This is a genomic window from Kribbella sp. NPDC050124, from assembly GCF_044460355.1.
GTDB lineage: Bacteria > Actinomycetota > Actinomycetes > Propionibacteriales > Kribbellaceae > Kribbella.
Window position 1 is genome coordinate 201,167 of record NZ_JBITJU010000006.1, and the last position, 17,650, is coordinate 218,816.

The window sequence follows — 17,650 nt, forward strand, 5'->3', positions numbered from 1 at the left end:
AGGTTCAACCGTCTTCTGTGCTTTTGGCTTCGAGCTCCCGCGCCTCTTTGCGCGCCAGCTTCTCCGCCTTCTCTGCCGCTCGCTTGGCCTCGGCCGGGGACATGTCGACCTCGTCCTCGACCCAGCCCTGCCCGTACTCGGACCGGTCCGTCACGACCTCGCCGGACCGGTGGGCGTGGTAGTCGGTGTCCTTCTGCCGGCGCCGTTGCGCGGCCGGGCGGACCTCCTCGAGCCGGTGGTCCTCACCGCGCCGGGCCAGGATCTCGGCGCCGGCCTGGACGTCTGGCGCGAAGTCGAACACGATCGCGTTCGGCCCGTCGCCGATCATCACCGCGTCACCCGCGTTCGCGCCCAGCTTGAGCAGCTCCTCCTCGACCCCGAGCCGGTTCAGCCGGTCGGCCAGGTAGCCGGTCGCCTCCGCGTTCGCGAAGTCGGTCTGCTTCACCCAGCGCTCGGGCTTGTCGCCCTGCACCAGCCAGCCGCCGTCCTCCGGCAGCTTCTTCACCTTGAACTCGGGACCACCCTGCGCCTGCGGCCGGATCACGATCCGCGTGGTGTCGGGCTTCTCCGCCGCGGCCCGCCGCTGGCCGACGATCTCGGCCATGGCGTACTTCAGCGCTTCCAGACCTTCGTGGCTCGCGGTCGAGATCGGGAACACCCGCAGCCCGCGCTGCTCCAGCTCGGCCTGCACCATCTCCGCGATCTCTCGCGCGTCCGGTACGTCGATCTTGTTCAGGGCAACGAGTCGCGGCCGGTCCTCCAGCCCACCGTGCGCCTCCAGCTCGGCCTCGATCGTGTCGAGGTCGCTCAACGGGTCACGGCCCGGCTCGTACGTCGCACAGTCGATCACGTGGACCAGCGCCGCGCACCGCTCGACGTGCCGCAGGAAGTCGTGCCCGAGCCCGCGCCCTTCGCTCGCACCCTCGATCAGCCCGGGTACGTCGGCCACGGTGAAGGTGATGTCACCGGCAACGACCACCCCGAGGTTCGGGATCAGCGTGGTGAACGGGTAGTCGGCGATCTTCGGCCGGGCCCGGCTGATCGACGCGACCAGCGAGGACTTCCCGGCGCTCGGGAACCCGACCAGGCCGACGTCGGCGACGACCTTGAGCTCGAGGACCAGGGTGCGCTCGTCGCCGTCCTCACCGAGCAGCGCGAAGCCTGGCGCCTTGCGGCTGCTGCTGGCGAGTGCGGCGTTCCCGAGGCCGCCCTTGCCGCCTTGGGCCGCGACGAACTCCGCGCCGGTTCCGACGAGGTCGGCGAGGACTTCGCCGCTCGCCGTACTGATGACGGTGCCGTCCGGGACGGGGAGGACGACGTCGGCGCCGTTGCTGCCGGCCTGGTGGTCACCCTTGCCCTGGGCACCGTTCGTGGCGGTGCGGTGGCTGGAGCGGTGGTAGTCGACCAGCGTGGTCACGTCCGGGTCGACGCGCAGGATCACGCTGCCGCCGTCACCGCCGTTGCCGCCGTCCGGGCCGCCGAGCGGCTTGAACTTCTCCCGGTGCACCGAGGCGCACCCGTTTCCGCCGCGGCCCGCGGCAACCTGCACCGTGACCCGATCGACAAAGCTGGGAATCGCCATCGGTGGTTCTCTACTTCCTGCAGGAGTTGCTGTCCGGCACAGCAGACCTGTGCCTCTTACACAGCCGAAGGGCGGGTCCGCGGTATTCCGCGACCCGCCCTTCGACAGAGCTTGAAATACGTCCGGGTGGCGGTGTTACTCCGCCGGGGCCGGGACGATGTTGACGACGCGGCGACCGCGCCGGGTGCCGAACTCGACCTTGCCCTCGGCGAGCGCGAACAGGGTGTCGTCGCCGCCACGGCCGACCAGGTTGCCCGGGTGGAAGTGGGTGCCGCGCTGCCGGACGATGATCTCGCCGGCGTTGACCAGCTGGCCGCCGTACCGCTTCACGCCGAGTCGCTGCGCGTTGGAGTCGCGACCGTTACGGGTCGACGCAGCTCCCTTTTTGTGTGCCATCTCAGATCAGCTCCCACTCTTCTCAGAGGAAGACAGTTTCTTAGCGTCGATCGCGGTGACCTTGACCTGGGTGTAGTGCTGACGGTGCCCCTGGCGCTTGCGGTAACCGGTCTTGTTCTTGTACTTGAGGATGTTGATCTTGGGGCCCTTGGTGCGGCCCAGGACCTCGGCCGACACGGCCACCTTGGCGAGCGCCTCGGCGTCGGTCGTCACGGTGTCGCCATCGACGACCAGGACCGCCGGCAGGGACACGGTGTCGCCCACCTTGTCCGTCAGGCTGTCGATCTCGATGACATCGCCGACGGCGACCTTCTGCTGGGTGCCGCCACTGCGCACGATCGCGTACACCGTGGATCTCACTCTCTGCTGGTTCGGGAAACTAACGGGGGCCTGCACAGACCTGGCGGCCCACACAAACATGGCACGCGGAACGCGCGCCGACGCTCAAGTTTACGGGTCCCCTCACAGACGGGTCAAACCGGGTCATCTGCTCGGGGACACGCCACTCAACTGCCGGTTGTGACGAGCTCTGCGGCCTCGGTTTCGCCCTTGGCCGCATCACCCTCGGTAGCTGTCTTGCTCCGGCTCCGGCTGCTACGCCGGCGCCGGGTGGTCTTCGCTGCGCCGTTCGGCGTCGCCTCGTCCTGCGCCGCGTCCGATGCATCGACCGCGGTCGTCGCCGCAGCGGTCTCGGCCGGCTCCGGGAAGCCGGTGGCCTCCGGGCTGACCTGCTCGGCGGCCTCGGCGGAGACCGGGTAGCCGGTCGGCTCCGGCGTACCGGACGTGTCCGCGGTCACCTCAGCGCCGTCGTCGCCGTGCTCCTTCTTCGACGAAGCCGCAGCAATCTGGGCCAGGCGCTGGGCGGCGTCGCCGTTGTGCTGCGACGCCTCCGGCTCGGCCTGCTCCTCTTCGGCGCGGCCCTTGCCGCGGCGACGACGGGAGCTCTTGCGCCCGCCTTCGTCGGCCTGGGCGGCCGGCTTCTGCTCCTGGCCGCCACCGCCACCGCCGCGGCTGTCGCGCCGGCGGGACTCCTTCGGCTCGTCATGCAGGATCAGGCCGCGGCCGCCGCAGTGGTCGCAGTTCTCGCTGAAGGCCTCGAGCAGCCCGGTGCCGATCCGCTTCCGGGTCATCTGGACCAGGCCGAGCGAGGTGACCTCGGCCACCTGGTGCTTGGTCCGGTCCCGGCCCAGGCACTCGACCAGCCGGCGCAGCACCAGGTCGCGGTTCGACTCCAGCACCATGTCGATGAAGTCGATCACGATGATGCCGCCGATGTCGCGGAGCCGGAGCTGCCGGACGATCTCCTCGGCCGCCTCCAGGTTGTTCTTGGTGACGGTCTCCTCGAGGTTGCCGCCGGAGCCGGTGAACTTGCCGGTGTTCACGTCGACGACGGTCATCGCCTCGGTCCGGTCGATGATCAGCGAGCCGCCGGACGGCAGCCAGACCTTGCGGTCGAGCGCCTTCTTGATCTGCTCGTCGATCCGGTAGTTGGCGAACACGTCGCCCTCGCCGGACCACTTCTCGACCCGGTCGGCCAGGTGCGGCGCGACGCTGCTCACGTAGTCGCGAACCTGGTCGTAGGCCCGGTCGCCGGAGATCACCAGCTTGGCGAAGTCCTCGGTGAACAGGTCCCGGACGACGCGGATCAGCAGGTCCGGCTCGCCGTACAGCAGGTTCGGGGCCTGGCCGTTCTTGGACTTCTTGTCGATGTCGTCCCAGAACGACTGCAGGCGGCTGACGTCGGCGGTCAGCTCCTCCTCCGAGGCGCCCTCGGCCGCGGTCCGGACGATCACGCCGGCCTCGTCCGGGACGATGTCCTTGAGGATCGTCTTGAGCCGGTTCCGCTCGGTGTCGGGCAGCTTGCGGCTGATTCCGCCGTTGCCGCCGCGTGGGACGTAGACGACGTACCGGCCGGGCAGGCTGATCTGGTTGGTCAGCCGGGCGCCCTTGTGGCCGATCGGGTCCTTGGTCACCTGGACCAGCACCGACTGGCCGGACTTCAGCACCTGCTCGATCTTGCGCGGCCCGTTGGCCCCGCCGAGCGTGGCCCAGTCGACCTCACCGGCGTACAGGACGGCGTTGCGGCCCTTGCCGATGTCGATGAACGCGGCCTCCATGCTGGGCAGCACGTTCTGCACCCGGCCGAGGTACACGTTGCCGATCAGCGAGGTCTGCTCGGCCTGGGCGACGTAGTGCTCGACCAGGACGTTGTCCTCGGACACGGCGATCTGGGTCAGGTCCTCGCGGGACCGGATCACCATGGTCCGCTCGACCGACTCGCGCCGGGCCAGGAACTCGGCCTCGGTGACGATCGGCGCCCGGCGGCGACCGGCGGCGCGGCCCTCGCGGCGGCGCTGCTTCTTCGCCTCCAGCCGGGTCGAGCCCTCGACCGCGGTGATCTCGTTGGCGGTGTTCTTGCTGCGCGGCTCGCGGACGCGGACGACGGTCTCGTCCGGGTCGTCGGGCGAGGCGCCGCTGTCCTCGCCACGGCGGCGGCGACGCCGGCGCCGACGGCGGGAGGAGCTGCCCGAGCCCTCGTCGTCGTCACCGTCCGCGGCGTCCTGCTCGTCGTCCGAGCCGGCCGCGCTGTCCTGCTCGTCGTGCTCGTCGTCGTCGGACTGCTCGTCCGAGCTGTCCTCGGCGCCGTCGGCGTCACCGGACTTGCGGCGGCGACGGCCACCACGGCGCCGGCGACGGCGGCGCGTGCCCTCACCGCTGTCGTCGCCGTCCTCGGACTCGGCGTCGGCCTCGGCAGCCTTGGCATCCTCGGTGGTCTCGGCGACGGCCGCGGCCGCCTCCTTGACCGGCTCGGCGCGGTCGGCAGCGACCTCCTCGGCGTCGCGCGCCTCGGGCTCGCGGGCCTCGGTGTCGCGGCCGCGACGGCTGCGGCGGCGCCGCGTGGTGGTCGGCTGCTCGTCGGCACCCGGCTCAGTGGTCTCAGTGGTCTCCGGCGTCGCCTCGACCGGGCTGGTCGCCGCGGCCTGCGCAGGCGCCTGCTTCGGTACGTCGGTCGGCGCCTGGAACAGCACCGCGGCCGCAGCCGGAGCCCGTCGCCGGGTCCGCCGCTGCGGAGCCTCCTCCTGTACGGCGACCTCGGCCGGAGCACCGGCGTCAGCCTCGTCGGTCTCCACCTCGGCGTCGACGACCGGGCCGTCGGTGACCGGGGACTGCTCGGCGACCAGGTCGTCCACCGGAGGGGTGGCCGCCTTCTTCGCCGTACGCTTCCGCGTGGTCTTCTTGGCGGGCGCCGGGGCGTTCTCGACGACCGGACCGGCGTCAGCGGTGGAGGTCTCCGCCTCGCTCAGCTCCGGGAACGCGTCCTGGGCGGCGGCCTTCTTCGCGGGCCGCTTGGTGGCGGTCTTCTTGGCCGCTGCCTTCTTCGCCGGGGCGGCCTTCTTGGCCGTCGTCTTCTTGGCGGCGGCTGCCTTCTTGGCGGCCGCCTTCTTCACCGGAGCCGGGTCGGCGGTCTCGCCGTCCGACTGGGTGGGGACCTCCTCGGCGGCAACCTTCTTGGCCGTCCGCTTGCGGGTGGTCGTGGTCTTCTTCGCAGCAGGCGCCTTCTTCGCTGTCTTGCGAGCGGGTGGCTGCTGGGCTGGTGCAGCCGTGTCGGCTGCCTCGGTGGTCGGCTCGTTGTCGAGCATGTGGTGCGGGTCTCCTCAAGCCCTCTGGCGCATCCTGCGACCCCTGTCACGGGTCCGGACGCAGCCACAAGGCGGTCACGGTTCGCCACGCGCCGGCGTCGGTGCCGGCACGGGCGGAAGCCTGCTGGATCCGCTCCGCCCGTGCTCAGGGCTCGGAGGGAGCGGCGGCGTCGCCCTCCGCTGTGTGCGTCTGGTGGTCGTCCGCCTGGCCGGTCGCGGTCGCCTGGGTGGCGTCGCGGTCACGAGCGAGCGGGTCGTCCACCGTGCCTGCGGCCGCGATGAGCGGGCCCTGGGCGAGCCTGGTCAAAAGAGCCGGGCCCGTCACCGGGAGCGTCGCTACTTCGAGCACGCCGGCGAGAACGTCGTCGGGTCTCACGGCCGGGGTTCCGTGCCGTAACACCACTTGCAGTATCGCACACGTCGCAACCTGGGCCGGTTCACTCGCGACGGTGAGTCGGAGAACGGCGTCCCGACAGTCGAACGAGCGAACTCCCCGTTTGGTCATGCGCTCGACCAAGATTTCGTCCCGGGCCAGGAACGCCGCCACCGCGACCTCCGCGGCGGCCGCATCCGCGCCAGGCAGGGCGATCTGCCACTCGCTGGCCTCCAGCCGCTCGGCCAGCGACCCAGGACCGGCGACGACTACTTCGAGGACGTCCAGGCCGGGCGGCAGCGCCTCGTCCAGGGCGGCGCGGACCTGCTCGGCGTCCCGCTCGTGTGTGAGCGAAATCTCCAGATACTCCGCTTCGGAAGCGGCTCCGGTCGGCGCGGCACCGGCGTACGAGATCTTCGGGTGCGGGCTGAAGCCGTGCGAGAACGCCACCGGCAACTCGGCCCGCCGGACGGCGCGCTCGAAGGCCCGCTGGAAGTCGCGGTGTGAGGTGAATCGCAGCCGCCCGCGCTTGGCGAACCGGACCCGCAACTTCTGGATCGCGGGCAACTGCTGCGACGGCGGAGCTTGAACTGGTGCCACCCGCCCATCCTCTCAGGCACCCCCGCCCGGTAGCACACGGTGCGACGGGAAGCGGTTTCCGGTCGATCGGCGGCTCCGCTGGGGTTGCGCCGGGGCGTGTCAGGGTTGGGCGGCTGATTTGCCGGTCAGGTAGAGGGACCAGGCGAGGAGACCGAAGGCGACGGTGCTGAGGACGACGCGGACCAGGTTGAAGGCTCGCCACTTGGTCTCGTCGAAGGCGGCTCGGGCGGCGGCGACGTCGATCGTGTTCGGGTCGCCGGCTGCCTTGAGCGCGTCGTTCAGCGGCACGTTCACCGCCATCGTGAGGATGATCGTGACCAGGTACAGCACGAACGCCACCGCGATCCAGGGCAGCGCGTCCTCGCGCAGGCTGAGCAGACCGGCGACCGCCGTGAACACCGCCGCGCCGAGGAACCCGACCAGCAGGAACAGCGGGTTCGTGATGGCTCGATCGGTCGCCTGGAACGCGCCGACGAACGTCTTGTCGTCGGTCTTCGCCAGCCCGGGCATGAAGGCGTTCGAGTAGATCCCGTACACGCCCGCCATCAGCCCGGTCGTCATCGTCGCCGCCAGCAACGACGCCACCCGCAGTCCGTTCATTTCATCCCTCCGATACGGCGGGACCATCCCGCACCGAAAAGCTAGGGCACCGGACAGGCCACGGACATGTCGCCGAAACTCATCTCCATGTCTGCGGGACTCACAACCGCGCACACTGGCCGGACCGCGGCCCGGCGACCTGGTTGAGGGCCTCCAGGTTGACCGGAGCCGGTGTGTTGCCCGAGCAGCTCAGCGGTCCGTCGACCGTGTTCCCAGCCAGTACGGCGGCCTCCGTCGTACGCGATCCGGTCACGGACACCGGCCCGTCGACCGTGGTCCCGACCGCGACCAGGCTCCTGGTCACTCCGTCAGCGCTCACTGGCCCGTCGATCCGGCTACGCAGCAGGTGTACATCGGCCGCGCCGTCCGCACGGACCGGACCGAGCACCCGGCTGTCAGTGGCGACCACGGACGCGCCAGCGGTGACCACGACCGGGCCGTTGATGGTGGCGCCGGTCAGGCAGGTCACGCCGGACCGCAGGTACAGCGGCCCGTGCACTCCGGTCACCGTGGTCGTACACGCCGGGGCCGGCCGCAGCAGCGTGACAGCGAACCGGCGCGGGGTCCCGATGTTGCCGGAGGCATCGATGGCGCGGAACTCGACCTGATGGCGCCCATACCCGCTCGGCACATCGTCCCACGGCACCACCCGGGGCACTCCGAGCTTGCCGTAGACCAGCTGGTCGATCGCGGTCCCCTCGGCGGTGAACCGGAACGGCGCGGACGCATCGGTCGGCCAGCCGTAGTAGTTGTACCAACCGTCCCCGTTCACCCGGAACTCCGGTACGACGTACCCGTCGCTGTCGTCCGTCGCCGCCAACTGCATGGTGAACGCGTCGTTGAAGACGTACTCCGGCCCAGTCGGCTTCTGCACCGTCAGCAAGGGCTTCGACAGCGTCGACGTCACCACCGGCTCGGTCCCGTCGACCGACCAGGTCAGCGTCTGGCCGGCTGCCGTCGCCGTCAGCGTGTGCCGTCCGGTCAGCTTCAGCGGCTCGAGGTCGAAGTCCAGGTCGTTGCCCGGGTTCGCGACCGGTTTGCCGTCCACCTTCCACTCGATCGCCGGCTGCACCGTGTCCGACTGAGTCGTCTCGGCGTACACGACCTCGTCCGCGCTCACCGGATGCTCGGTCGACGTCGACCCGGTGAACTCGACCGGCTCCGCCGATGCCTGAGCCGTCAGCGACGTGTTGATCGTCCACGTGCGAGAAGCAGTCGGCCGTACGGCGGGATCGCGGATGAACGTGGTCGGATCGACGATCTTCGCGGTCAGCGTGTGCAGACCAGGTGTCAGGTCGAGCGTGGAGAGGTCGACGGCACGGCGGTTGCCGGTCGAGAGCGCCGTACCGTCCACGGTCCAAGTCACGTCAAGCTCGTGGCTGACCGGGTGCAGCGTCTGCAGCCAGACCACCTGGTCCGCGGCGACCTGGCCGACCGGAGTGCTGCCCTGGAACAGCGATGCCCGGGACGAGATGCGTTGCGTCATCCGCTCCCGTGACACCTGGTCGAAGTAGTAGCCGAGCGTCTTCATCATCGAGTGCCTGCTCGGCCGCCAAACCCCGGAACCGGCGTACATCCCGGCCTCGTAGCGGCCGATGGTGCCGCCGGACTCGGACGGCTCACCCAGCCAGCGGAACCACTTCTGCTGCTGGTCCCGCATTTGCTGCTCGGTCAGCAACGTGTGGTGGATCGACGACGGTTCACCGCCCTGGTACGGCGCTCCACGCTCGCCGCGGGCGTAGTAGTCGTACTCGTCCTGCAGGCCGCCGAGCGAGTGACCGAGCTCGTGCGGGGTGATCAGGGCGGACAGGGCGTTCCCGCCGGAGGCCGTCGCGTACGTCCCGCCGGCGCCGCCGTACGTGTCGCTGTTGCCGATAGCAAGAATCTGGCGGTTGGCCGTCGTGGTCCCGGCGACCAGGTCGGCGTACTGGATCGCCGCGGTCGAGCTGACGGTCAGCAGGCGCTGGACGCTGTTCGGGTTGCAGCCGCCCCAGAAGCCCATCTGCAACGGGGTGTCGACCTTCGGCGAGCTGAGGTCCGGATCACAGTCGACGCCACTCTGCGGTGACGGGATCTCGACCGCGTAGACGTTGAGGTAGTTCCGGTACGACTTGAACGGCTCGATGCTCCAGAGCACGTTCAGGTGCTTGTCGACCTGCTCCCGGAACTTCGGCAGCTCGGCGGCGGTGTAGCCGTCGCCCATCACCACCAGGTTGAACCTCGACGCCGCCGGTCCGGTGACCTGGAGCGGGACCACCTTGGCCTCGACGGCGGTCGTCGTACTGGCTCCGGCGACCGCTGGAAGGCCGGCGAACACCGCCGCGACCACGCCGAGCACTGCCGTCAGTCCTCTTGTCCTCACAAGACCTCCCCCAGCCGGGCGACACTGGCGTGAGCAGCTTACGGAGCGACGGCGACTCGTGTCAGGAGTTCACGCGTGCCGCGGTACACGCCAATCGGGGCGCTCGTGCGGCATCATGAGCACTCGGGGAACTGTGAGGAAAGGACATCGATGACGGAACCGGCGCAGCCACCGCGGCCCGAGGAGGACCGGGTGCCACCGGCGGACCGTGGTGTGGACGGGGCCGGGGACGGCGATGGCAAGGGCATCTACTGGGTGCTGAAGAACGTGCTGATCGGCCCGCCGGTCAAGCGCATCTTCCGGCCGAACGTGGTCGGCGCGGAGAACATCCCCGCCGAGGGCCCGGCGATCATCGCCAGCAACCATCTGTCCTACGCGGACTGGATCTTCATGCCGCTGGTGCTGCGCCGGCGGGTCACCTTCGTGGCGAAGTCCGACTACTTCACCGGCGCCGGGATCAAGGGCCGGTTCCAGCGCGGGTTCTTCAAGGGCACCGGCCAGGTGCCGATCGACCGGTCCGGCGGCTCGGCGTCCGAGGGCGCGATGCGGGCCGGGATGAAGGTGCTGGAGCGCGGCGAACTGTTCGGCATCTACCCCGAGGGCACCCGCTCCCACGACGGCCGGCTGTACAAGGGCCGGACCGGGGTCGCCCGGCTGGCGCTGGAGGCCAAGGTCCCGGTCATCCCGTGCGGCGTGATCGGCACCGACAGGGTCGCGCCACCCGGCAAGATCGTCGCCTCGATGGCGCCGCCGACGATCAAGTTCGGCGCGCCGCTGGACTTCTCGCGGTACGAGGGGATGGAGGGCGACCGGCTGATCCTGCGCGCGGTCACCGACGAGATCATGTACAAGATCATGGAGCTGTCCGGCCAGGAGTACATCGACATGTACGCCACGAAGGCCAAGGCGCTGGAGGGTCGCGCGGTCACCGGGGCACCGAAGAAGGTCCGCAAGTCGGACACCTGATCCGGTTGCCGAGACGGCCGGGGTCTACCCTGGGAGATCGTGGACGGACCGATCGCTTACCAGGGTGAGCCAGGCGCCAACTCGGCGATGGCGTGCACCGACATGTACCCGGACCGCGAGCAGCTGCCCTGTACGACGTTCGAGGACGCGCTCGAGGCGGTCAGCAGCGGCCGGGCCGGGCTGGCGATGATCCCGGTGGACAACTCGATCGCCGGCCGGGTGGCCGACATCCACCACCTGCTGCCGGAGTCCGGGCTGCACATCGTCGGCGAGTACTTCCTGCCGATCCACTTCCAACTGCTGGCCGTTCCGGGTACGTCGATCGACCAGATCCGGACCGTCCGCAGCCATGTCCACGCGCTCGGACAGTGCCGCAAGATCATCCGCGAGCACGGCTGGGCGACCGTGGTCGCCGACGACACGGCCGGGTCGGCCCGCGAGGTGGCCGAGCTCGGCGACCCGACCGTCGCGTCGCTGTCGCCGCGGGCCGCTGCCGACCTGTACGGCCTGGAGACGCTGGCCAGCGACGTCGAGGACGAGCACCACAACACCACCCGCTTCCTGGTGCTGTCCCGGGAGCCCGACGTACCTCCGGTCGGCTCGGGCCCGATCATCACCAGCTTCGTGTACCGCGTGCGCAACGTGTCGGCCGCGCTCTACAAGGCGCTCGGCGGGTTCGCGACCAATGGCGTGAACATGACGAAGCTGGAGTCGTACCAGCTGGGCGGCATGTTCTTCGCCACCCAGTTCTACGCCGACATCGAAGGCCACCCGGACGAGCCGAACGTCGCTTTGGCCCTGGAAGAACTCGCCTTCTTCTCGGTCGAGGTCCGCCTCCTCGGCGTCTACCCGGCCCACCCCTTCCGCGCCCAAATAGCCGAACCAGCCGCCAACCGAGCCCTCCGCCCCCACCACTGACCTACAGCAGCACCAGGGCGGTTAGGTGCCAGTGTTGGTTGGGGAGGCTGGTGAACTCGAGGTCGGTCTCGCCGGCGGCGAGGGGGAGCTTGAGCCAGGTGTACTGGCCGCCGAGTAGGAACTGGCTCTGGGCGAGGAGCTTGCCTGCGAGTGGATGAAGGTGGGCCAGCTGTCTACGTTGGCGTCGCCGATCAACAGGTAGGCGTCGGCGCCGCCGGGTGGGACCTGGAGGCGGAGGGTGCGGGCGCGGGTGTCGTTGTCAAAGTCGCGGCGTAGGACGTCGAGCCGGGCGCGATCGCGGGACTGAGGCCCAGTGCCGACCCAGCCGAAGCCCTTCGCCGGATCCCAGCGGTCCGAAGGCGACAGTCGTCGGTAGCCGGCGAGGACCGGACTTGTGGGAGAGCCGGCGTCCAGCGCGAGTCTGCACTGCGCGCCATCCGGCGTGACGATGACCGGGGTCCGCGTGCCGAGCACCGGCAGACCTCCCGCAGCGGCAGCGATGTCGATGCTGGTGATCTGCGGCGTGCGGCGGAGTCACCGGTACGTCGAGGGACACGAACTCCCGCGACGGTATAGACACCGTGGTCGCTTCGCTGGTCCAACCGGCCACTCGCGCAGTCATCTCCACCGGCTGTGGAGACGCGTTGCCGGCGGTGAGCCGCAGCAGATTCGACGTCCCACCCAGCAACAGTCCATCACCGGCTTGCCTGACCTGAGCCCAGGACCGTGACTGATCCAGGACGCGGCGCGCCTCGAAGTAGTAGCTGACGATCGAGTCTCGCCACAGGGTTGCCTGGATCGCCTGCTGGTCGAAGCGTTCCAGGGTGGTCGCGTAGCGGCTGCGGTCGACTCGGGACTGCAGCAACCGCCACAGCTCCCGCAGACGCTACGCGTTGTCGCGACCTTGCCAGTGCGTGTCGTAGATGTGCTGAATCACCGTCTTGCCGGAGTGCAGGCGATGGCCGTACGGATCCGGGGCAGCGCCGGCCCACGCCCCGGCTGGAGGCTGTTGATGCCCGACTGGCTGCTGTACAGTGCACCGGCCGGTCGAGGGGGCCGGCGCACTGGGGAGGACATCGAAATGAACATCGTGGTTCCGGTCGAGCTGACGTTCGAACGACGGCTGCGGAACACCCGCGTGCAGCTCCGGTGGTTCGCCTGGCTGCTCCGGGCGGCCGGCCTGGTCTTCCTGGCAATGGCCGTCGCAGACTCGCCGATCGACCTCGGGTCCGTCATCTTGGCGATGTTCTACCTGTTCATGCCGGAGCTGCTGGGCATCATCCGGCACCTGCTCGGCAGAAGGTACGGGTCCACCTACACGTACACCTTCACCGAGGAACAGATCGCGATCCGGACCGCGATCACCAATCTCGAGCTCCCCTGGTCGGCGGTGAAGTCGGTCCGGCAGCGCGGGCACGTCTGGACGATCCGGCTGCCCGGCGCCGGTGGTTTCGCGATCCTGAAGGACGACCTCACGCCGGAACAGGCCGAGGAGTGGCAGGCGTTCCTGGCCAGGCGCGCGCCAGCGCGAGCCTGAATTCGGAGGCGGTGGCAGGTCGGGCGGCGTAGGGTCGCCCGATGCGCATTGTCACGGTTGACGGGCAGGATCCCGACGTCTTCAAGCAGTTCTTCGAGGTGCGGGAAGCCGTGCGGCGGGAGGAGCTCGAGTTCCCGGTCGGGATGGGGCTGGAGGAGGCCCGGGTGCTGATGGCCGGGCAGCATTCCGACGTACGCGCCGACGGCCTCGGGCTGGTCGACGGCGACACCTGGCTCGGGATCGCCTGGCTCGACTGGTGGTTGCTCAGCAACACCGAGACGGTCGACGTCGAGATCGCCATCGACCGGGCGCACCGGCGTCGTGGCGTCGCGACCCGGCTGCTGGAGGCGGTGATCGATCGCGCCCGGGCTGACGGGCGGCGCGTCCTGTCCGGCTTCGACCTGACCGGCGACCCGGTCACCGGAGAGAGCGCGGGTACGGCGTTCGCCGCCGCGCGCGGGTTCGTCCGCAAGCACGCGGAGCTGCACCAGGTGCTGGAGCTGCCGGTGCCGGACGACCAACTCGCCATCTCCATCCCATCCGGCTACGAGCTTGTCGTGTGGCGTGAGCACACACCGGAGGAATGGATCGAGCAGTTTGCCGGACTGCTCAGCGGGATGGCCGAGGACGTCCCGACCGGCGACCGCACGGTCGAAGCGATCCGGTGGACGCCTGAGCTCGTGCGGGAGGCCGACGAGCGCCAGATCACCCAAGGCCGCTTCACCTACACGACCGCCGCCATCCACACCGGCTCCGGCGAGCTCGCAGCGTACACGCAGATGGGCGGGACGCCGGCGACACCGGGCCGCTTGAACCAGCACGACACCTACGTCCGCCGCTCGCACCGCGGCCGCAGCCTCGGCATGGCGGTCAAGGCACCCAACCTCCGCGCCATCCAGGCGGACCTGGCCGAGCCCGCCGTGCTGCACACCTGGAACGCTCCGGAGAACGCCCCGATGATCGCAATCAACGACAAACTCGGCTTCCGCCCAGTCGCCCAGCGCACCTTGTGGGAACTGCCCCTCTAGCGCTTGGACCCGGCGCGAGTTCGCCCCGAGTGGTTTCGCTGTACTCGACCGGCGACAATGGGTGACCAGTCGCCCGACGATGGTGGAGGAAGCGGCTCGCCTCGCGGCGGGACGCCCTCTCCCGGGCCCAGGCCCTGCTCCTGCACCTCAAGGTGGACAAAGTACCCGCGCACCTGATCGGCCACCTGGATGCGGAGATCGCCCTCTACACCAGCGGCGCGACCACCGAGGAGGAGCTGGACAGCGCGATCGTGGCCGTCCTGGCCGAGTACCGCGAGTGGAGCCGCGGCGAACGCAGCGATGCGGGGATATCGGCAGGCGAGCGTTAGTCTGGTAGGCGCTCTGATCCCGACCGGAAGTGCCCGATGACTGTCGAATCGCTGTTCCCGCGCCTGGAGGCGTTGCTGCCGCAGGTGCAGAAGCCGATCCAGTACGTCGGCGGTGAGCTGAACTCGGTGAGCAAGGACTGGGACTCGGTGAGCGTCCGGTGGGCGCTGATGTACCCGGACGCGTACGAGGTCGGGCTGCCCAACCAGGGCGTGCAGATCCTCTACGAGGTGCTGAACGAGCGCGACCACATCCTGGCCGAGCGCACCTACTCGGTGTGGCCGGACATGGAGAAGGTGATGCGCGACAACGGCATCCCGCAGTTCACCCTGGACGGCCACCGGCCGGTCCGGGCGTTCGACGTGTTCGGGCTGTCGTTCTCCACCGAGCTCGGCTACACCAACATGCTGACCGCGCTCGACCTGGCCGGGATCCCGCTGTACGCCGCCGACCGGACCGACGAGGACCCGATCGTGCTGGCCGGCGGGCACGCCGCGTTCAACCCGGAGCCGATCGCCGACTTCATCGACGCCGCCGTCCTCGGTGACGGCGAGGAGATCGTGCTGGCCATCTCGGAGGTGATCCGGGAGTGGAAGGACGAGGGCAGCCCGGGCGGGCGGGACGAGGTGCTGATGCGGCTGGCCGCGTCCGGCGGCGTCTACATCCCGAAGTTCTTCACGGTCGAGTACCTGGCCGACGGCCGGATCAAGCGGGTCGCGCCGAACCGTGCCGGTGTCCCGTGGCGGACCGCCAAGCACACGGTGATGGACCTCGACGCCTGGCCGTACCCGAAGAAGCCGCTGGTCCCGCTCGCCGAGACGGTGCATGAGCGGTACTCGGTGGAGATCTTCCGCGGCTGCACCCGCGGCTGCCGGTTCTGCCAGGCGGGCATGATCACCCGGCCGGTGCGGGAGCGCAGCATCACCACGATCGGCGACATGGTCGAGAACGGGCTGAAGCAGTCCGGGTTCGAGGAGGTCGGGCTGCTCAGCCTGTCCTCCGCCGACCACAGCGAGATCGCCGACGTGGCCAAAGGCCTCGGCGACCGGTACGAGGGCAGCAACGTCTCACTGTCGTTGCCCTCGACAAGGGTCGACGCGTTCAACATCACGCTGGCCAACGAGTTCTCCCGCAACGGCCGGCGCAGCGGCCTGACCTTCGCCCCGGAGGGCGGGTCGGACCGGATGCGCAAGGTGATCAACAAGATGGTCACCGAGGAAGACCTGATCCGGACCGTCGCGGCGGCCTACAGCCACGGCTGGCGGCAGGTGAAGCTGTACTTCATGTGCGGCCTGCCGACCGAGACCGACGAGGACGTGCTGGCGATCGCGGACCTGGCCAAGAAGGTGATCGCGACCGGTCGCGAGGCAGCCGGCCGGCGCGACATCCGCTGCACCGTGTCGATCGGCGGATTCGTGCCGAAGCCGCACACGCCGTTCCAGTGGGCGTCCCAGCTCGGCGCCGAGGAGACCGACGCGCGGTTGTCGAAGCTCGCCGCCGCGATCCGCTCGGACAAGAACTACGCCAAGGCGATCGGATTCCGGTACCACGACGGCAAGCCCGGCATCATCGAGGGCCTGCTGTCCCGCGGCGACCGCCGGGTCGGCCGGGTGATCGAGGCGGTCTGGCGCGACGGCGGCCGGTTCGACGGGTGGAGCGAGCATTTCTCCTACGACCGCTGGGTCGAGGCGACCGAGAAGGCGCTGGCCGACGAGCCCGTGGACCTGGCCTGGTACACGACGCGCGAGCGCGAGTACGCCGAAGTGCTGCCGTGGGACCACCTCGACTCCGGTCTGGACCGCGACTGGCTGTGGGAGGACTGGCAGGACTCGCTCGAGGAGGACGGCGCCATCGAGGTCGAGGACTGCCGCTGGACGCCCTGCTTCGACTGCGGCGTCTGCCCCCAGATGGGCACCGAAATCCAAATCGGCCCCACTGGCAAGAAACTCCTCCCGCTGTCAGTGGTCTGACGTCCGGAGAAGTAGCTCGCTGAGGGAGAGTTGCTCGGCGCTGCCCAGGACCAGGTCGGCGGATTCGACTGCGGCGGGGGTGACGTAGGGGTTCGGGATGGCGACCGCGAACATGCCGGTCGCCTGGGCGGCCGCGACGCCGTGGGCGGTGTCCTCGAGCGCGATCGCCGCCGAACCAGGTACGCCGAGACGCCGCAACGCCAACTCGTAGATCGCCGGATCCGGCTTGTGCGCCGCCACCTCGTCGCCGGTGACGACCTCGTCGAACCACCCGAGAGCACCCACCCGCTCCAGGTGACCCTGCACCCACGGCCGCGGCGAGCTGCTCGCGATCGCCACCTGCACCCCGAGCTCCCGCGCCGCCGAGAGCCACGCCCGGATCCCGGGCCGGAAGTCCAGCTCCCGGTGCATCTCATCCCGGTGAGCAGTCCGCCGCGCATGGCTCGCCGCCCGGTCGAAGCCGGCCCCGACCGCCGCGGCCAGCAACTCGTACCGCGTCTCGGTGATGTCGCCACCATGACCGGGCCAGAAGTCCGAGAGATCCAGCTCGAGCCCGTGATGGGCCCACTCCGCCCGCCAGCTCTCCACCATCGTCGTCTCGGTGTCCATCAACAACCCATCGAAGTCGAACACCACTGCCCGCACGTCGACCGGCACGAGCCGAAACGCCAGCCGATGGATCTCCACCTCCGTCAGCCCGCATGCCGCCAGGTAGGACCCGACGCCGCCGTAGGTTCGGTCGACGTGGTCGAGCGAGTCGAGGATCGTCGACGGCAGTGTCCGCCAGAGGATCTCGGCGCTCGGCCGCTCGTCGTCGGACAGGTCGGCGAGCCGGGCCACCAGGCCGAGCCGTTCCTCGCTCGCCGCGTAGTCGGCCGCGATCACGTCCCGAGGTACGCCGACCAGGTCGAGCCACAGCGCGATCAGCAGCCCGGTCCGGTCCTTGCCCGACTTGCAGTGCACCACCACCGGCGCATCCGCCGGTGCGTCGATCAGCGCGCGAAACGCCTTGGCGACCTGCGCCTTGTTGCGGTCCAGACTGCCGCGGTAGATGTCGGCGAGCACACGCTCGGCCGAGGCATCCCGGGCCTCGTCGGCCACCGGGTCGATCCACGGAATCCGCTGGTACGACGCCGAGCCGTCGAGCAGATGTGGTTGCGTCAGCTCCCAGTCCGAGCGCAGGTCGAGCACCAGCCCGGCGCCGGTCTCCACAAACGCGGTTCGGCCCTCGGTGTCCAGGTTGTCCGGTGAGTCCGTCCGGAACACGGTCCGGTGGCGGGTAGGTACGCCGTACCTGGTCGGAAGTCCGCCGATGTCACGCGCATTCAGGCATCCGCTCCACACAGGGCG

The 17,650-nt window shown here is 69.7% G+C and carries 15 protein-coding genes; 6 read left to right on the forward strand and 9 right to left on the reverse strand.

Annotation, left to right across the window (positions count from 1 at the left end; genetic code table 11):
• Window positions 1-4 precede the first annotated feature (4 nt).
• The 7 genes from obgE to ACIBL3_RS17385 form a co-directional block, all read right to left on the reverse strand.
• Window positions 5-1,582, reverse strand: coding sequence for a GTPase ObgE (gene obgE / locus ACIBL3_RS17355; RefSeq protein WP_396354391.1), 1,578 nt, complete (start codon window positions 1,580-1,582; stop codon window positions 5-7).
• A gap of 135 nt (window positions 1,583-1,717) precedes the next feature.
• Window positions 1,718-1,978, reverse strand: a complete 261-nt coding sequence (gene rpmA, locus ACIBL3_RS17360) for a 50S ribosomal protein L27 (protein ID WP_132405181.1) — start codon at window positions 1,976-1,978, stop codon at window positions 1,718-1,720.
• A 6-nt stretch (window positions 1,979-1,984) separates the two neighbouring features.
• Complete coding sequence (gene rplU, locus ACIBL3_RS17365; protein ID WP_396354392.1) at window positions 1,985-2,326, reverse strand: 50S ribosomal protein L21; 342 nt, start codon at window positions 2,324-2,326, stop codon at window positions 1,985-1,987.
• Window positions 2,327-2,484: 158 nt separating this feature from the next.
• Window positions 2,485-5,619 (reverse strand): ribonuclease E/G, encoded by a 3,135-nt coding sequence (locus tag ACIBL3_RS17370; protein ID WP_396354393.1) that lies wholly within the window; start codon window positions 5,617-5,619, stop codon window positions 2,485-2,487.
• A 145-nt stretch (window positions 5,620-5,764) separates the two neighbouring features.
• The gene (locus ACIBL3_RS17375; protein ID WP_396354394.1) at window positions 5,765-6,592 is read right to left on the reverse strand and encodes a TIGR03936 family radical SAM-associated protein; all 828 of its coding nucleotides are present in this window, start codon (window positions 6,590-6,592) and stop codon (window positions 5,765-5,767) included.
• A 99-nt stretch (window positions 6,593-6,691) separates the two neighbouring features.
• Complete coding sequence (locus ACIBL3_RS17380) at window positions 6,692-7,192, reverse strand: DUF1772 domain-containing protein (protein ID WP_396354395.1); 501 nt, start codon at window positions 7,190-7,192, stop codon at window positions 6,692-6,694.
• A 100-nt stretch (window positions 7,193-7,292) separates the two neighbouring features.
• Complete coding sequence (locus tag ACIBL3_RS17385) at window positions 7,293-9,554, reverse strand: M64 family metallopeptidase (RefSeq protein ID WP_396354396.1); 2,262 nt, start codon at window positions 9,552-9,554, stop codon at window positions 7,293-7,295.
• A 150-nt stretch (window positions 9,555-9,704) separates the two neighbouring features.
• Between ACIBL3_RS17385 and ACIBL3_RS17390 the strand changes: the two genes are divergently transcribed.
• Together ACIBL3_RS17390 and ACIBL3_RS17395 are read left to right on the forward strand one after the other, a co-directional pair.
• A complete protein-coding gene (locus ACIBL3_RS17390) occupies window positions 9,705-10,520 on the forward strand; it encodes a lysophospholipid acyltransferase family protein (RefSeq protein WP_396354397.1) in 816 nt (271 codons plus the stop codon).
• Window positions 10,521-10,559: 39 nt separating this feature from the next.
• A complete protein-coding gene (locus ACIBL3_RS17395; RefSeq protein WP_396354398.1) occupies window positions 10,560-11,438 on the forward strand; it encodes a prephenate dehydratase in 879 nt (292 codons plus the stop codon).
• 259 nt (window positions 11,439-11,697) lie between these two features.
• Here ACIBL3_RS17395 and ACIBL3_RS17400 read toward each other — a convergent pair whose 3' ends face one another.
• Window positions 11,698-12,321, reverse strand: coding sequence for a hypothetical protein (locus ACIBL3_RS17400; RefSeq protein WP_396354544.1), 624 nt, complete (start codon window positions 12,319-12,321; stop codon window positions 11,698-11,700).
• Between the two features lie 198 nt (window positions 12,322-12,519).
• Here ACIBL3_RS17400 and ACIBL3_RS17405 point away from each other — a divergent pair, with 198 nt between their 5' ends.
• The 4 genes from ACIBL3_RS17405 (at window position 12,520) to ACIBL3_RS17420 (ending at window position 16,300) form a co-directional block, all read left to right on the forward strand.
• Entirely contained in the window at window positions 12,520-12,975 is a 456-nt protein-coding gene (locus tag ACIBL3_RS17405) for a YcxB family protein (RefSeq protein WP_396354399.1), read from the forward strand.
• Window positions 12,976-13,016: 41 nt separating this feature from the next.
• Window positions 13,017-14,003, forward strand: a complete 987-nt coding sequence (locus ACIBL3_RS17410) for a GNAT family N-acetyltransferase (RefSeq protein ID WP_396354400.1) — start codon at window positions 13,017-13,019, stop codon at window positions 14,001-14,003.
• Between the two features lie 152 nt (window positions 14,004-14,155).
• Window positions 14,156-14,332 carry a hypothetical protein gene (locus ACIBL3_RS17415; RefSeq protein WP_396354401.1) on the forward strand — a complete coding sequence of 59 codons (177 nt, stop codon included), beginning with the start codon at window positions 14,156-14,158 and terminating at the stop codon, window positions 14,330-14,332.
• Window positions 14,333-14,368: 36 nt separating this feature from the next.
• Window positions 14,369-16,300 (forward strand): TIGR03960 family B12-binding radical SAM protein, encoded by a 1,932-nt coding sequence (locus tag ACIBL3_RS17420; protein WP_396354402.1) that lies wholly within the window; start codon window positions 14,369-14,371, stop codon window positions 16,298-16,300.
• On the opposite strand, the gene ACIBL3_RS17425 is transcribed toward ACIBL3_RS17420, so the two are convergent.
• Entirely contained in the window at window positions 16,289-17,644 is a 1,356-nt protein-coding gene (locus ACIBL3_RS17425; protein ID WP_396354403.1) for an HAD-IA family hydrolase, read from the reverse strand. The two genes, ACIBL3_RS17420 and ACIBL3_RS17425, sit on opposite strands and share 12 nt — an antisense overlap.
• Window positions 17,645-17,650: the final 6 nt, after the last annotated feature.

What these genes read in the sequence shown, in the direction of transcription:
- obgE (WP_396354391.1), bottom strand. Translation starts at nt 1,582, where the DNA reads ATGGCGATTCCCAGCTTTGTCGATCGGGTCACGGTGCAGGTTGCCGCG.
- rpmA (WP_132405181.1), bottom strand. Translation starts at nt 1,978, where the DNA reads ATGGCACACAAAAAGGGAGCTGCGTCGACCCGTAACGGTCGCGACTCC.
- ACIBL3_RS17370 (WP_396354393.1), bottom strand. Translation starts at nt 5,619, where the DNA reads ATGCTCGACAACGAGCCGACCACCGAGGCAGCCGACACGGCTGCACCA.
- ACIBL3_RS17380 (WP_396354395.1), bottom strand. Translation starts at nt 7,192, where the DNA reads ATGAACGGACTGCGGGTGGCGTCGTTGCTGGCGGCGACGATGACGACC.
- ACIBL3_RS17390 (WP_396354397.1), top strand. Translation starts at nt 9,705, where the DNA reads ATGACGGAACCGGCGCAGCCACCGCGGCCCGAGGAGGACCGGGTGCCA.
- ACIBL3_RS17405 (WP_396354399.1), top strand. Translation starts at nt 12,520, where the DNA reads ATGAACATCGTGGTTCCGGTCGAGCTGACGTTCGAACGACGGCTGCGG.
- ACIBL3_RS17410 (WP_396354400.1), top strand. Translation starts at nt 13,017, where the DNA reads ATGCGCATTGTCACGGTTGACGGGCAGGATCCCGACGTCTTCAAGCAG.
- ACIBL3_RS17420 (WP_396354402.1), top strand. Translation starts at nt 14,369, where the DNA reads ATGACTGTCGAATCGCTGTTCCCGCGCCTGGAGGCGTTGCTGCCGCAG.